14 protein-coding genes are annotated in these 15,598 nt (G+C 63.6%); 5 read left to right on the forward strand and 9 right to left on the reverse strand.

Annotated features, from left to right (window positions below; genetic code table 11):
• Positions 1-50 precede the first annotated feature (50 nt).
• From ISS97_RS20185 to ISS97_RS20195, 3 genes are all read right to left on the reverse strand, one after another.
• On the reverse strand, positions 51-548 hold the full coding sequence (locus tag ISS97_RS20185) for a regulatory protein RecX (RefSeq protein WP_379984386.1): 498 nt from the start codon (positions 546-548) through the stop codon (positions 51-53).
• Positions 549-645: 97 nt separating this feature from the next.
• Entirely contained in the window at positions 646-1,686 is a 1,041-nt protein-coding gene (recA, locus tag ISS97_RS20190; RefSeq protein ID WP_379984385.1) for a recombinase RecA, read from the reverse strand.
• 146 nt (positions 1,687-1,832) lie between these two features.
• Positions 1,833-2,342, reverse strand: coding sequence for a CinA family protein (locus ISS97_RS20195; RefSeq protein ID WP_379984384.1), 510 nt, complete (start codon positions 2,340-2,342; stop codon positions 1,833-1,835).
• A 90-nt stretch (positions 2,343-2,432) separates the two neighbouring features.
• Between ISS97_RS20195 and mutS the strand changes: the two genes are divergently transcribed.
• The gene (mutS, locus tag ISS97_RS20200) at positions 2,433-5,009 is read left to right on the forward strand and encodes a DNA mismatch repair protein MutS (RefSeq protein ID WP_379984383.1); all 2,577 of its coding nucleotides are present in this window, start codon (positions 2,433-2,435) and stop codon (positions 5,007-5,009) included.
• 69 nt (positions 5,010-5,078) lie between these two features.
• Here mutS and ISS97_RS20205 read toward each other — a convergent pair whose 3' ends face one another.
• The gene (locus tag ISS97_RS20205) at positions 5,079-5,708 is read right to left on the reverse strand and encodes a glutathione S-transferase family protein (RefSeq protein WP_379984382.1); all 630 of its coding nucleotides are present in this window, start codon (positions 5,706-5,708) and stop codon (positions 5,079-5,081) included.
• 123 nt (positions 5,709-5,831) lie between these two features.
• On the opposite strand from ISS97_RS20205, the gene ISS97_RS20210 reads away from it, so the two are divergent.
• Together ISS97_RS20210 and katG are read left to right on the forward strand one after the other, a co-directional pair.
• Positions 5,832-6,431: a TetR/AcrR family transcriptional regulator gene (locus ISS97_RS20210; RefSeq protein ID WP_379984381.1), complete on the forward strand. Its 600-nt coding sequence runs from the start codon at positions 5,832-5,834 to the stop codon at positions 6,429-6,431.
• A gap of 202 nt (positions 6,432-6,633) precedes the next feature.
• A complete protein-coding gene (gene katG, locus ISS97_RS20215; protein WP_379984380.1) occupies positions 6,634-8,844 on the forward strand; it encodes a catalase/peroxidase HPI in 2,211 nt (736 codons plus the stop codon).
• A gap of 215 nt (positions 8,845-9,059) precedes the next feature.
• Here katG and ISS97_RS20220 read toward each other — a convergent pair whose 3' ends face one another.
• Positions 9,060-9,608: a response regulator gene (locus ISS97_RS20220; protein WP_379984379.1), complete on the reverse strand. Its 549-nt coding sequence runs from the start codon at positions 9,606-9,608 to the stop codon at positions 9,060-9,062.
• Positions 9,609-9,710: 102 nt separating this feature from the next.
• Positions 9,711-10,109 carry an RNA-binding S4 domain-containing protein gene (locus ISS97_RS20225; RefSeq protein ID WP_379984378.1) on the reverse strand — a complete coding sequence of 133 codons (399 nt, stop codon included), beginning with the start codon at positions 10,107-10,109 and terminating at the stop codon, positions 9,711-9,713.
• A gap of 44 nt (positions 10,110-10,153) precedes the next feature.
• Between ISS97_RS20225 and ISS97_RS20230 the strand changes: the two genes are divergently transcribed.
• Entirely contained in the window at positions 10,154-10,420 is a 267-nt protein-coding gene (locus tag ISS97_RS20230; RefSeq protein ID WP_379984377.1) for a hypothetical protein, read from the forward strand.
• On the opposite strand, the gene ISS97_RS20235 is transcribed toward ISS97_RS20230, so the two are convergent.
• Together ISS97_RS20235 and ISS97_RS20240 are read right to left on the reverse strand one after the other, a co-directional pair.
• Positions 10,417-11,319, reverse strand: a complete 903-nt coding sequence (locus tag ISS97_RS20235) for an AEC family transporter (RefSeq protein WP_379984376.1) — start codon at positions 11,317-11,319, stop codon at positions 10,417-10,419. The genes ISS97_RS20230 and ISS97_RS20235 overlap by 4 nt on opposite strands.
• Positions 11,320-11,406: 87 nt before the next feature.
• Positions 11,407-12,357 carry a CPBP family intramembrane glutamic endopeptidase gene (locus ISS97_RS20240; RefSeq protein WP_379984375.1) on the reverse strand — a complete coding sequence of 317 codons (951 nt, stop codon included), beginning with the start codon at positions 12,355-12,357 and terminating at the stop codon, positions 11,407-11,409.
• 62 nt (positions 12,358-12,419) lie between these two features.
• Between ISS97_RS20240 and ISS97_RS20245 the strand changes: the two genes are divergently transcribed.
• Positions 12,420-13,565, forward strand: coding sequence for a flavin-containing monooxygenase (locus ISS97_RS20245; RefSeq protein ID WP_379984374.1), 1,146 nt, complete (start codon positions 12,420-12,422; stop codon positions 13,563-13,565).
• 75 nt (positions 13,566-13,640) lie between these two features.
• Here the strand turns inward: ISS97_RS20245 and htpG are convergent, their stop codons facing one another.
• Positions 13,641-15,509: a molecular chaperone HtpG gene (htpG, locus tag ISS97_RS20250; RefSeq protein ID WP_379984373.1), complete on the reverse strand. Its 1,869-nt coding sequence runs from the start codon at positions 15,507-15,509 to the stop codon at positions 13,641-13,643.
• Positions 15,510-15,598: the final 89 nt, after the last annotated feature.

Consider the following 15,598-nt stretch of genomic DNA (forward strand, 5'->3'; position numbering starts at 1 on the left):
GGTTCGTGGCGGCAAGCTGCGTAGGCCACGCCACGGCCGTGTTGGCGCGATCAGTCGCTTTCGTCGGCCAACTCGTCCACTTCGGCGTGGGTAAGACCTCTTACTGTGGCGGCGGGAAAGCCCCGGCGCAAGAGAAATTGCGCCCGGCGAACCCGTTCGGCGGGGTCTGTCACGGCCGTGGCGCCATAGCGGCGACGCAGCTGGGCGGCAGCGGACTCGGCCCAGTCGATATCGGCATGGTCCAGCAGCTGCCGGATGCGCGCGTCCGAGAGCCCGTGGCTCTTCAGTTCGGCGCGCAGGCGCAGTGGACCGTAACCCTGGGCAGCGCGGCTCCGCACCAGCATCTCGCCGAAACGATCGTCGTCCTGATAGCGCTGCTCACCGAGGCGATTGAGTGCGTCGCTGGCCTCATCGCCGGCATAGCCACCCTGGCGGAGTTTTCGCCCTAATTCGCGCCGGGAATGTTCACGACGCGCAAGCAAACCCAGCGCCTTATCGTAGGCACTGCGCTTGGGCTTGTCGTCGGATTTGTCTCGGTTACGGCTCATGCCGTGCGGGCTTTTGGGCAAGACGGGCGAGCGGATCGCATGGGCCTACCTCTCCCCAACCCTCCCCTGTGGATCAGGGGAGGGAGTCGGGCGTCGCTCAAACTTCTTCGAGCGCTTCTTCGGAGGCGGCCGCCGGAGCAGCCTTGCCGTTGCTGACCAGCAGGCGCGCGCGCAGCTCCTGGTCGATCTCGTTGGCAATGGCCGGGTTGTCGCGCAGGAACTGGCGCACGTTCTCCTTGCCCTGGCCGATGCGGTCGCCCTTGTAGCTGTACCAGGCGCCGGATTTGTCGATCAGGTTCTGCGCCACGCCCAGCTCGATGATCTCGCCTTCACGCGAGGTGCCCTCGCCGTAGAGGATCTCGAACTCGGCCTGGCGGAACGGCGGCGCCACCTTGTTCTTGACCACTTTGACGCGGGTTTCGGAGCCAATCACTTCCTCGCCCTTCTTCACCGCGCCGATGCGGCGGATGTCCAGGCGCACCGAGGCGTAGAACTTCAGCGCGTTACCGCCGGTGGTGGTTTCGGGGCTGCCGAACATCACGCCGATCTTCATGCGGATCTGGTTGATGAAGATCACCAGGCAGTTGGACTTCTTGATGTTGGCGGTAAGCTTGCGCAGCGCCTGGCTCATGAGGCGGGCGTGCAGGCCGACGTGGGAGTCGCCCATCTCGCCTTCGATTTCGGCCTTGGGCGTGAGCGCGGCGACCGAGTCGACCACCACCATGTCCACCGCGCCGGAGCGCACCAGCATGTCGGCAATTTCCAGCGCCTGCTCGCCGGTGTCGGGCTGCGAGACCAGCAGATCGTCCACATTGACGCCCAGCTTGGCGGCGTAGCTCGGATCCAGCGCGTGCTCGGCGTCCACGAAGGCCGCCGTGCCGCCGTTCCTCTGGCAGTTGGCGATGGCCTGCAGGGTCAGCGTGGTTTTGCCGGAGGATTCCGGACCGTAGATCTCGACCACGCGGCCGCGCGGCAGGCCGCCGACGCCCAGCGCAATGTCCAGGCCCAGCGAACCGGTGGACACGGTGTCGATGGCGTCGTCGGTGCGATCGCCCATACGCATGACCGCGCCCTTGCCGAATTGCTTTTCGATCTGGCCGAGGGCGGAGGCGAGCGCCTTGCGCTTGTTGTCATCCATCGTCTTGTATCCCGATTGCTGTAAGGGTTGGGTATGGCTAGCTGTCGTGTGGCGAGCATGATGCGCCGCCCCCGTCTCAGGGACTGCGATCAGATAGATGGGTCAGTATCCCACACCGGTCAAGCCCGCCCCGTGGCAAAAGGCAGTTATTCCGTCAGCGCTTTCCGCAAGCCGGCGAGCGCCGCGGCCACGGTCTGGCGTCGGATTGCTTCCCGGTCGCCGTCGAAACGGAATTGCCGCGCATGCGCGTAGCCACCGCGGCGCTTCCAGCCGATCCACACGGTACCGACCGGCTTGTCCGGCGTGCCGCCGCTTGGACCCGCAATGCCGGTCACCGCCACCGCCACACCGGCACCGAAGCGCGCCAGTGCGCCGGAGACCATTTCCAGCACCGTCTCTTCACTGACCGCGCCGGTCTGTTCCAGCGTGCGCGGGTTCACGCCGAGCAGCGCTTCCTTCGCCTCGTAGCTATAAGTGACCACGCCAGCATCGAACCATGCCGAGCTACCGGCCAGATCGGTCAGAGCTTTGGCGATCCAGCCTCCGGTGCACGACTCGGCCGTCACCAGCATCAGCTTGGCGGCCTGCACCGCTTCGGCGACCTCGCCGGCGAGCGCCATCAGCTCGGCATCGGTAGGAACAGACAACAACTCCATGCGAGACTCCCGCCTTCGAACGTCGCGGCAGCACTGCTGCGAAGCTGCCCGTTCTACCTCTTAAACGCCGCAAGGCCAAGACTTGACTGCATGACCGCTGACGATCTTTCCCTGCACACCCCGTTGATGCGCCAATACCTGTCGGCCAAGGCCGAGCATCCGGAAGTGCTGTTGTTCTTCCGCATGGGCGACTTCTACGAGCTGTTCTACGACGACGCCCGCAAGGCGGCGCGACTGCTCGACATCACGCTGACCCAGCGCGGCCAGTCCGCCGGACAACCGATCCCGATGGCTGGCGTGCCCTATCACGCCGTTGAAAATTACCTGGCCCGCCTCGTGCGCCTGGGCGAGTCGGTAGCGATCTGCGAGCAGATCGGCGACCCGGCGCTGGCCAAGGGCATCGTGGAACGCAAAGTGGTGCGTATTGTCACGCCGGGCACCGTGACCGATGCCGCGCTGCTGGAAGAACGCCGCGACAATCTCCTGCTGTCCATCGCCGCCGGACAGCAAGGCGCTTACGGCCTCGCATGGGTCGATCTGGCCAGCGGCCGTTTCCTGTTGAGCGAAGTGCCCAACGCGGAGGCGCTCGCCGCCGAGCTGGCGCGACTGCAACCGGCAGAAACCCTGGCGGACGAAAGCGTCGCGTGGCCTCGCCTGGTTAGCACCCTTCCCGGCCTGCGCAAGCGGCCACCGTGGCATTTCGACAGTGATGCTGCGCGGCGCGAATTGAACCGCTTCTTCGGCACGCGCGATCTCGGCGGCTTCGGCGTGGAGGGTTTGCCACTGGCCATCGCCGCCGCCGGCTGCCTGCTTGGCTACGTTGAGGAGACCCAGAAAAGCGCGCTGCCGCATCTGTCGGGCATGGCGGTGGAAAGCGCCAGCGAAACCATCGCATTGGACGCTGCCACCCGCCGCAACCTCGAACTGGATACGCACCCCAGCGGCCGCACCGAGCACACACTGCTGGGCGTGCTCGACGAAAGCGTCACCCCCATGGGCGCGCGCCTGCTGCGTCGCTGGCTGAATCGTCCTTTGCGTTCGCGCGAGCTGTTGCGTCACCGACATCAGGCTATCGGCGCGCTGATCGACAGCCGCCGCTACGAGAATCTGCGTGAACGGCTGCGCGGCATCGGCGACCTCGAGCGCATCCTGGCGCGCGTCGCCCTGCGCTCGGCGCGCCCGCGCGACCTGTCGACCCTGCGCGACGGCCTTGCCGCCGCGCCTGTGCTGCGCGAAGAAATCGCCACGCTCGACAGCCCGCTGCTGCACGCACTGGTCGAGCGCATCGGCGACCACGCCGACAACGCGGCGCTGCTTGTCCGCGCCATCGTGCCGCAGCCGCCAGTGCTGCAACGCGACGGCGGCGTCATCGCCGATGGCTACGACGCCGAGCTGGACGAATTGCGCCGCCTCGCCACGCATGCCGATCAATACCTGGTCGAGCTGGAGGAGCGCGAGAAGGCTGCCAGCGGCATCGCGACGCTCAAGGTTGGCTACAACCGCGTGCATGGCTACTACATCGAAATCAGCAAAGGCCAGGCTGACAAGGCGCCCACGCATTACACGCGCCGCCAGACCACCAAGAACGCCGAGCGCTACATCACCGAAGAGCTGAAGACCTTCGAAGACAAGGTGCTCTCGGCCAAGGAGCGCTCGCTGATGCGCGAGCGCGCCCTGTACGAAGCCTTGCTCGATACGCTCACCGAGAAGCTCGAACCGCTGAAGGCCGCCGCCACGGCCATGGCCGAACTGGACGTGCTCACCACCCTGGCCGAACGCGCCGTCGCACTCGATTGGAGCGAGCCAGTACTGAGCGACGAGGCCGGCATCGCTATCGAACGCGGCCGTCACCCGGTCGTGGAGAAAGTACGTGCGGAGCCGTTCGAGCCGAACGATGTGAAGCTCGACGATGCACGCCGCATGCTGGTGATCACCGGCCCGAACATGGGCGGTAAATCGACCTACATGCGCCAGAACGCGCTGATTGTGCTGCTCGCCCATATTGGCAGCTACGTGCCGGCGAGCCGCGCGGTGATCGGCCCGATCGACCGCATCTTCACGCGCATCGGCGCGGGCGACGACCTCTCGCGTGGCCAGTCCACTTTCATGGTGGAGATGAGCGAGACCGCCAACATCCTGCACAACGCTACCGAGTTCAGCCTGGTGCTGATGGACGAAGTCGGCCGCGGCACCAGCACCTACGACGGCCTCGCGCTCGCGCGCGCCGCTGCCGTGCATCTCGCCGCCAGCAGCAAGGCCTACACCTTGTTCGCCACGCACTACTTCGAGCTGACCGAACTGGCCAACGAATACCCGACCATCGCCAACGTGCATCTGGACGCCGTCGAGTACGGCGACCAATTGGTGTTCATGCATGCGGTGAAGGAAGGCCCGGCCAATCGCAGCTTCGGCCTGCAAGTGGCGGCGCTGGCCGGCCTGCCCAAGTCGGTGATCGCCGACGCACGACGCACGCTGGCTGAGCTTGAACGCGGCATGCATCAGCAGGCTTCGGCGGCGGTACCGAAGGCCGACAACTCGCCGCAACTGGGCTTGTTCGCGCCGCCGGCCCCGTCGGCCGCGGAACGTGCGCTCGATGCAGTGGATCCGGACGCGTTGACACCTCGTGAAGCGCTTGAAGTGGTCTATCGGCTCAAGGCACTGCTCTGAGCCGATAGCTCAAAAGGTTGTCGCGAGAAATGCTCCTCGCGACAACCACACGCTTCCCGATAACCCAAGTCAGGCCGCCTGCGGCAACGGCGCCGGGAACGGATCGCGCCACGCCGGTATCTCCATCAGGCGTTCATGCCAGCGCGCAATGTTGGCGAACCCTTCAAGCGGCAAATGCGATTCCTTTGCCCACGGCAACAGCGTGCCCGCACCGAAGTCCGCAATACTCAGGCGGTCGCCGACCAGATAGGTACGATTGGCGAGATGCGCGTCGAGTATGGCGGCGAAGCGCTTGTAGAACTTGGTCGCTTCTTCGACCGCGGCTGGATTGGGTTCGCCCAGGCCGAGGTACGGCTTGATGCGATTCTCGAAATACAAAGTGCCGCCATGGCGCGAGAAGTGGGAGATATCCCAGGACAGCCAGCGCAACACTTCCACCTGCCGCTCCGGCTCGCGTGGCCACAGGTCCGAACCGGCTTTCACCGCCAGATGCGCCATGATCGCCGTGCTCTCCCACAACCGCAGGTCGCCATCCACCAGCAGCGGCACCTTGCCGTTGGGATTTTCGGCGAGGAACTCGGGCTTGAGGTGCTCGCCCTTGCCCAGATCGATCCGGATGTACTCCATCGGCAAGCCCAGGTACTTCGCGACGGCACAGGCTTTGCGCGGATTCATCGTCTCTGCGTAGTACAGCTTCATCTCACTGCCTCCTAGCTCAGGGTGGGGTGCCCGGGAGTCTGGCAAAGAACAACATATGTTCAAGAACATATTCAGGCGCCGGAGTAGGCTTTTGCCGTTTCCGCCCCATCCCGGTCCATCGCCATGCCCTACACCACCGAGCACAAGCAGAAGACCCGCGAACGTATCGTTGAATGCGCCCGTGAGCTGTTCAATCGCCGTGGTTTCGCCGAGGTCTCCATCGACGAGATCATGCAGCGCGCCGGGTTGACGCGCGGCGGCTTCTACAACCACTTCAAGGCGAAGGAAGAGCTGTTCGCCGAAGCCATCGCGGCCTATCAGAACTTCAACCCCGCACAGCGCTGGAAAGAGTTCGCTTTCGATAACAGCGACTGCGGTGCCATGCATGCGCGGCAATTGGTGAACGCCTATCTCTCCGACGCGCACCTGGAAGATGTCGAAGGCCATTGCCCGATGATCGCCCTGCCCTCTGACGCGGCCCGCGCGGGCCCGCGGGTCAAACAGGCATACCAGGACCTGCTGGAGCGCATGGCCGGCCTTCTCGCGGAAGGCATGTCGCTGCCGGATGGTGCCGACCGGCGGCAACGCGGACTCGCCCTGGCTGCCCTCTGCGTCGGCGGCATGGTGCTGGCGCGCACCATTGACGACTCCGCGTTCGGTGACGAGGTACGGTGCGCGGCACGCGCCATGGCACTTGAACTGATCGGCCCAGGGGAGCACTAAAGTCCACCTTTCGATACCCGGTGATCACCGGAAACACCACGTGTCGCCGCCAACTCAAAAACGGCCCGGTCATCGTCCCTCTCCATAGCCATAGGCTATGGTTGGAATCAAAACAATCAAATTCACCTAAGAAGCCCGCCTGCGTAGATTTGGGTTGTCAGCCAGCCGACGCCAGCCACTCCCACCAGAAAGGAATTTCCCCGTGAATCAAGACCGCAACGCAACGACTCCCAGCGAATCGAAGTGCCCCTTCCATCACTCCGCCGGCAGCAGCGGTACGACAAACGGCGACTGGTGGCCTAACCAGCTGAATCTGAAGATTCTTCATCAACACTCTTCGCTGTCCGATCCGATGGACCGGGATTTCGACTACGCGAAGGCGTTCAACAGCCTCGACCTGGACGCAGTCAAGCAGGATCTGCGCACACTGATGACCGACTCGCAGGACTGGTGGCCGGCGGACTTCGGCCACTACGGCCCGTTGTTCATCCGTATGGCTTGGCACAGCGCCGGTACTTATCGCACGGGCGACGGCCGCGGAGGCGCAGGTGCGGGACAGCAGCGATTCGCCCCCCTCAACAGCTGGCCAGATAACGGCAACCTGGACAAGGCGCGCCGTTTGCTCTGGCCGATCAAGCAGAAATACGGCAGGAACATTTCCTGGGCCGACCTGATGATTCTGGCCGGCAACGTCGCGCTGGAATCGATGGGATTCAAGACTTTCGGCTTCGGCGGTGGACGCGAAGACGTGTGGGAGCCGGAAGAAGACGTCTATTGGGGCTCCGAAACCACCTGGCTGGGTGGCGACAAGCGCTACTCCGGTGAGCGGGATCTCGAGAATCCACTCGCAGCTGTGCAGATGGGGTTGATCTACGTGAACCCCGAAGGTCCGGAGGGCAAACCCGATCCGCTTGCGGCAGCCAAGGATATTCGCGAGACCTTCGCACGCATGGCCATGGACGATGAGGAAACCGTCGCCCTGATCGCCGGCGGCCATACCTTCGGCAAGACCCACGGCGCCGGCCCCGCATCTCACGTAGGTCCTGAGCCGGAAGCGGCAGCTCTCGAAGAAATGGGCCTGGGTTGGAAGAGCAGCTACGGCACCGGCAAAGGTCGCGATGCCATCACCAGCGGCCTGGAAGTCACCTGGACGAGCACGCCAACGAAATGGGGCAACGGCTTCTTCGACAATCTGTTCGGCTATGAGTGGGAACTGACCAAGAGCCCCGCCGGTGCGCATCAATGGAAGCCGAAGAACGATGCTGGCGCCGGCACGATCCCGGATCCACAGGACCCGTCAAAGCGTCGCGCGCCGTCGATGTTGACCACCGACCTCTCTCTCCGCTTCGACCCTGCTTACGAAAAAATCTCCAGGCGCTTCCACGAGCATCCGGATCAATTGGCCGAGGCGTTCGCCCGTGCGTGGTTCAAGTTGACCCACCGCGACATGGGGCCGCGTGCGCGCTACCTCGGTCCGGAGGTTCCCGCCGAAGAACTGATCTGGCAGGACCCGATTCCCGCGGTCAACCACAAGCTGATCAACGAACAGGACATCGCCGCGCTCAAGGGCAAGATCCTCGCCTCCAGCCTGTCGGTCTCGGAGCTGGTTTCGACCGCCTGGGCGTCGGCATCCACGTTCCGCGGCTCCGACAAGCGCGGCGGCGCGAACGGAGCCCGCATCCGTCTCGCCCCACAGAAAAACTGGGAAGCCAACCAGCCGGAGCAACTGGCGAAGGTGCTGAAAACGCTCGAAGGCATCCAGCAAACCTTCAACAGCGCGCAGTCCGACGGCAAGAAGGTTTCACTCGCCGACCTGATCGTGCTCGGCGGTTGTGCCGGCGTCGAACAAGCCGCGAAGAACGCGGGCATCAACCTGACGGTGCCCTTCGCGCCGGGCCGGATGGATGCGTCGCAAGAGCAGACCGACACGGAGTCCTTCGCCGTCCTCGAGCCGGTGGCGGATGGCTTCCGCAACTACCTCAAGGGCAAGTACAGCGTGCCGGCTGAAGTATTGCTGGTCGACAAGGCGCAGTTGCTGACACTGAGCGCGCCCGAGATGACCGTGCTGATCGGCGGCATGCGCGTACTCAACACCAACGTCGGCCACACCGCGCACGGCGTCTTCACCAAGCGGCCGGAGACGTTGACCAACGACTTCTTCGTGAACCTGCTCGACATGGGTACGGAGTGGAAAGCCGCCTCCTCCACCCAGGATGTATTCGAGGGCCGCGACCGTAAGACCGGTGCACTGAAATGGACCGGCACACGCGCCGATCTCGTCTTCGGTTCGAACTCCCAGCTTCGCGCCTTGGCGGAAGTCTATGGAAGCTCGGACGCGCAGACGAAGTTCGTCCGCGACTTCGTGGCCGTTTGGAACAAAGTGATGAACCTTGACCGTTTCGAACTGGCGTGATCCCGCTCTGCCAGTAAGGAAACAGATAAGCGCCGCAGCGTCCCTACGCTGCGGCGCTTCCGTCTGGAATCACGTGATCTGCTGCAAACAGGCGCCACCCAACTGTCGGCATCAAGCTCCGACATAGCCGATCAAGACAAGAAAACGCCAGCGACCCGCCAACCAGGCCGCCGGCGTCGTGGCGGAAACCACTCCCGATGACCCCACGGGAGCACTCAGGCCGCGATACTGGCGATCGCTTCCTGCACAACGGTCTCCTCCGGTACCGGCATGGCGACTTCCCGCACGATATCCCGTGCGGCCAATCGCCCCGATAGCACCAGCTTGTGGATGCAGGCCGTCACTTCAGCGCGGCCGAACGGCTTCTTGATGAAATCGTCCGCGCCGAAGCGCTGCACGTAGAACTGTTCTGTCGCCTGCTGGTTGCCGCTGATCATCACGATCGGGATGTCCCGCGTGGCCGGATCGTGACGCAGCGCACGCAACACAGCGAAGCCGTTGATACCCGGCAGCACGATGTCCAGGAAGATCAGCGACGGCTGCTCCTCGCGGGCCAGCTCCAGCGCACTTTCCCCGTCCACCGCCTTGATCGGCGCATAGCCTTCCTGGTCCAACATCTTTCCCAGCACGGCCAGCAAGGTGGGCGAATCGTCGACCATCAGCACTCGCGTGCCTTCCGGCGCTTGCAGCGTATGCGCCACAGCGGCGCGGTCTTGCACACTCGAGCTGCCGAGCAGGCGCTTCAAGAAACCCATTCCAGTCATGGCGTACTCCCCCAGGTGCTCTTGCACAGGCGGTACATCGCGTTACCGCTTCTTTGGTGCAGATGCTCCGCTAGATTTACGCGGCAAACTGCGAAGCGTTGCTCAACTGGAGTCCTTCAAACGCCGCAATTCCCTTCGATCCTGCTTGTCAGGACGGCGCGCGGGTGCGTTGGTACCGGTCAAGCGACGCTGCTCGCGGACGACTTCGCGTGCCTCCCGGCTGACCTCGGTCTCTCGATAAAGCGCTTGCGCCACGCTTGCCGGCCCGCGCCGCTCGGACAGGGTGAGCACCTCGACTTCCAGGCGCTCCTCGCCACGCGTGATCCGCAGCATGTCCCCGACATGCAGCGCCTTGGCTGGTTTGCAGCCAGCGTCGTTAACGTCGATCTTGCCGCCGTCGATTGCCTGCTTGGCAAGGCTGCGGGTCTTGAAGAAGCGCGCCGCCCACAGCCAGACATCGGCGCGGACTTCGTTCAAATCGGGAGTGTGCGGGGATGGCATGAGCGTATTATCCGCCAGCAACACGCCTCATTGAGAAGACACCCGTGATGGATCTCACCGCTTATCCATGGACATGGCCCATCCTCACCTTCGTGATCGGCTTTCAGCTGGCCCGAATGATTTACCGGCGCACCGACACTCCCACCATCGCACCGCGACGGGACATCAGCGACAACGAGATTGACGCCGCCCTGCGCGCAAGACAAACGATCGAAGCGATCAAGCTCTATCGGCAGCGCACCGGCTGCGGTCTCAAAGAATCCAGGGCAGCCATTCAAACGCGTGTGGCGCAGTTGGATATCACCCTCTAGCCAACGAGCCACGCATTGCCCAGCGGCACGGTCAACAACGACAACACGATACCCGCGCCCAGCACGGTATTCGCCAGTGGCGGTTCCAAGCCATATTCATCCGCCAGGATCGCCGCTGAAATCATCGGCGCCATGGCCGCCTGCAAGACACCAACGGTCAGCACCAGTCCACTGACACCGGTTGCGACACCCAGCGTCAGGCATAACAGCGGAGCCAGCACGAGTTTCCAGCCGAGCCCAAGCCCCAGGGCTACGGCCTGGCGCTCGCCGAGATGAAACTTAAACTGCAGGCCCACCGAGAATAAGGCCAGTGGCGTCAGCGTGGCACCGAGCGGCTCGAGCACGCCCTCGACCGGGGGCGGCCATCCTCCAAGCCACCCAACGACGACGCCAAGCACCAGCGCAACAAACGCTGGAAATGTCAGGATGCGCTTCACGATGGTGCGCGGTTGCGGCTCGCGTCCGGCATACAACGAAGCCACCACGATGCCGGCCGAGGCCAGCAGTGGAAAACAGCCGAGCTGATCGGCCACCACCGCCAGCGCCAGACCTTCCTTGCCATGCATCGCCTGCATCAGGGGATAACCCATGAACGAGGTGTTACCCAGGCCGCAGACCAGCGTCAGCGCACCGACGCGTGCGCGCGACCAACCCAGCCAGCGTCCCAGCAAAGCGAATAACAGCCACGAGCCAAAAAACACGATCCACATCGCCGCGACGGGAAACCACAGCTGCGCGTCGAACTTCACTTTCGGAATCAACGCCAGCACCAGCGCCGGCAACGCAATATTGATCACCCACCAGTTGATGCCATGCACTGTCCCCGCTGGAGGAGCGGCGAAGCGCCGCACCAACAGGCCGAGCAGAAGACAGACGAACAGCAGCAACAGAGCAGTCATCGGGTTGCCGGTGAATTGGGCATGGGGAGGAGACGAAGTGGAGATGCCGATCGTATCGCCACGTGGACGCGCAAGCAGCTATGCAACTCAGCTCAGCGCCGCTGCTGTGGATCGGACTGCGGCATCCCGTTTCATCCAGAACATCACCGCGACGGTCGCCATCACCAGCGGCACCACGAAACCGAATTCGTCGATGGCATAGGGAGTGATCGAACCCCGGCTTTCCGTCATCGGCGTGAAGAAGGACTGGATGAAAAGGTTGTGGCTAGCGTGCATGACTACCGCCGGCCAGAGACTGCCCGAGCGCAGGCGCAGCCAAGTCATCATCACACTGCTACTCAGCACCAGCACCATGAAGCACGATATGGCGAACCACCACGGCGTGCCGGCGTTGTAGTCGGCAAATAACAGGATCGGCAAATGCCACGCGCCCCAGATGGCTCCGGTTACCAAAGCGCCACCGGTGAAGCCGAGCCGTGTCACCAGCACAGGAGCGAGGAAGCCGCGCCAGCCGATCTCCTCGCCCAGCGCGGTAGACAAACTGCGCACCATGCCAACCGTGCCCAGCAACACGAAGTATCCCGCTGAGCTCAGCCAAACCGGCGCACCCGTCCAACCCAGCGCCTTGCCCATCGATGACAGGAACTCGGTGTTGCCGAAGCCACCCAGCCCGGTGCACCAAATGACGACGTAAGCCACCGCCGCATAGCCGAGCGGCACCAGGTAAGCCAGCCACGGCCAACGCCACTCACCCCAGCGCCATCCCAATCGTGCCGGCCCTTCACCGCGCAGTCGACAAGTGAGCAGCGCTGCGATACCGGGACACCACATGAGGCCGGTGACGTACATGCCTTTCGCACCGCCCAAATGACCAGTCGCGATGATCAGCGCGTAGAACACGCTGCTCAGCGCGAACGCCAGCAGCAGGAACAGACCTATCCCCGACCTGTCTTTACGCACCATGATGTCTCCCCCTATGCCGGAACCGTATGCATAGCCGGCAGTGTCGGAGGAAGCAAGTGCGAGCGAACGTTTCATGGCCGCTTCTTGCGATAAACACCGCCATAATCCGTCACACCGCAGGGGATGAGGTTCAGGCCATGAACGACACGGACGCCCTGGTGATCGGTGCTGGCCCTGCAGGCCTGGCTTGCGCGGCAATGCTGAGCCGACAGGGCCTGCGCGCAACCATTCTCGAGAAAGCCGACACCGTGGGAGCGGTCTGGCGGCGACATTACGACCGCCTGCATCTGCACACGGATCGCGGCCATTCGGCACTGCCCGGTCTACCGATGCCGCGCCACTACCCACGTTATCCCTCACGCGCGCAAGTGGTCGCTTATCTGGAAAGCTATGCCGCGCACTTCAGACTACGACCGGAATTTGGCTGCGCGGTGCAAACGATCCACCGCACGGGCAACAGCTGGCATGTGAACGCCGGCACACGAACGTGGACGGCGCCCACCGTGGTGATCGCCACCGGCTGGGCGGATTTCCCTCACATACCCATTTGGCCTGGACAAAGCGACTACGTCGGCAAAGTGATCCACAGCGCCGACTACCGCAACGCCGCGCCTTACGCGGGCCAGCGCGTGCTGGTGGTGGGCTTCGGTAACTCCGGCGGTGAGATCGCCCTGGACCTGGTCGATAACGGCGTCGACGTAACCATGGCAGTGCGAGGCGCGGTACGCATCCTGCCGCGCGACCTGCTTGGCCTTCCGCTTCTGACCTGGGCCATCGCGCAAGCGTGGTTGCCTCCGCGCTTGGCCGATGCACTCAACGCGCCGGCCATTCGCCTTGCCGTGGGATCCACTCGAGGCCTGGGCCTGACCATTTCCTCCAAAGGCCCTCGTCAGATGATCGCCGAAGACGGCAAGATTCCCCTGCTCGACATCGGCACGCTGGCGCGCATCCGCGACGGCAGCATCAAGGTGCGAGGCGGCATCGAACGCTTCACCCGCGAAGGCGTGGTGTTTGCGACTTCACCCATCCTGGCGGGTGAGCCCGTCGCCGAACCCTTCGATGCCGTGATCCTCGCCACCGGTTTTCGGCCGAACCTGCATCCACTCCTGCCAGATGCGCCGGACACACTCGATACGCAAGGCCGACCTCGCGTCACCGGTCAGTCCAGCGGCGCTACGGGCCTGTTTTTCTGCGGACAACATCCCTCGCCTACAGGGCAACTGCGCGAGATCGGCATCGAAGCCAGGCGCATTGCACGGCTGGCGAAAGCATTGGCGGGTTGAACGGCGCGGACTTTTGCTATCCGTTACAACGGCCGCCAGACGCCAGCGGGGATCATGCTGGCGTCTGGCATTCAATTATCCCAACAACACCCGATTCATGCGCTGCACGAAGGCCGCTGGGTCGGGCAGCGGAGCACCGGCGGCAATCTCGGCCTGCTCCAGCAGCAGATTCGCCAGATCCTTTGCCTTGCCGTCGTCGGTTTCGGCCTCAACCCGCTTGAGCAGTGCGTGTTGCGGATTGATTTCCAGCGTTGGCTTGCTTTCCGGCATGTCATGACCTGCTTCGCGCAGCAGGCGCGCAAGATGCGGTGCCATTTCGTAGTCGGACAACGCCAGGCAGGAAGGCGAGTCGGTGAGGCGCGCTGAGACACGCACGTCGGACACGCGATCGCCCAGTAGCTCTTTCAGTTTCTTGAGCAGCGGCTCGGCGACCTTGCTGGCCTCTTCCTGCTGCTTCTTGTCCGCTTCATCCAGCGCCAGCTCGCCCTTGGCGACGTTCTTCAGTTTCTTGCCGGCATATTCATGGAGGCTGCCGAGCATCCATTCGTCGATGCGATCGGACATCAGCAACACTTCAATGCCCTTGGCCTTGAAGGCCTCGAGCTGCGGGCTGCCGGCGGCGGCCGCATGGCTATCGGCGGTGATGTACCAGATGGTGTCCTGACCCACGGCCATGCGACCGATGTAGTCGTCGAATGACACGCTCTGTGTGCTGCCCTCGCCCTTGGTCGAAGCGAAGCGCAGCAGCTTGGCGATGCGCTCGCGATTGGTGGCGTCTTCGGCAATGCCTTCCTTCAGCGTGTTGCCGAAAGCCTTGTAGAAAGTGGTGAACTTCTCAGGCTCGTCGCGGGCCAGCTTCTCGATCAGGTCGAGCACGCGCTTCACGCAGGCGGCCTTGATGCGCTCCAGCTGGCGGTTCTGCTGCAGGATTTCGCGGCTGACGTTGAGCGGCAGATCGTCCGCATCGACCACACCGCGCACGAAGCGCAGGTAGTTCGGCAACAACTCTTCCGCCGCGTCCATGATGAAAACGCGCTTGATGTAGAGCTTGAGTCCCTTGCGCTCGTCGCGCCCGCCCATCATCAGGTCGAACGGCGGCTGCGAAGGAATGTAGAGCAGCGTGGTGAAGCTCTGGCTGCCTTCGACGCGGTTATGCGTCCAGGCCAGCGCGTCGTTGAAATCGTGGCCGAGGGACTTGTAGAAGCTCTGGTAGTCCTCGTCGCTGATCTCGGACTTGGGCTTGGTCCACAGCGCGGAAGCGGCATTCACCGCTTCCCACTCATCGCTCGGCTTGCCGTCCTTTTCCAGCGGCAGGCGAATCGGGAAAGCCACGTGATCGGAGTAGCGCGTGATCAGCGACTTGAGCGTCCACGGCTTGAGGAATTCATCCTCGTCCGCCTTCAGGTGAAGGATCACAGCGGTACCTCGCTCAGCCAGCTCGACCTGCTCCAGCGAATACTCGCCCTTGCCGTCGCTTTCCCATTTCACGCCCTCGCCGGCCGGCAAATCGGCACGGCGGCTGAGCACGGTAACGCGGTCGGCGACCACGAAAGCGGAATAGAAACCCACACCAAACTGGCCAATCAGGCGCGCATCGGTCTTCTGCTCGGCGCTCATCGCTTCCAGAAAACGGCGCGTGCCGGAGCTGGCGATGGTGCCGATATTGGCGACCACTTCGTCGCGGCCCATACCCACGCCGTTGTCGCGCACGGTGACAGTGCGCGCCTCCGGGTCCCAGCTCACGTCGATGCGCAGCTCGCTGTCGCCCGCCAGCAGCTCGGGCTTGGCGATCGACTCAAAGCGCAGCTTGTCGCAGGCATCGGAGGCGTTGGAGATCAATTCGCGCAGGAAAATTTCCTTGTGAGAATACAGCGAGTGGGTGACCAGGTGCAGCACCTGGGCGACTTCGGCTTCGAATTTGCGGGTTTCAGCGGGTGCGTTCATAGGTGACGTATCCGGACGTGCGGGAGTTTGCTTCGTTCAAAAGAGATCATCCCGGCTGGACCGGGATGATGGAGGGTTGTTCGACGCGG

The organism is Dyella koreensis (assembly GCF_044904565.1).
GTDB classification, from domain to species: domain Bacteria; phylum Pseudomonadota; class Gammaproteobacteria; order Xanthomonadales; family Rhodanobacteraceae; genus Dyella_D; species Dyella_D koreensis.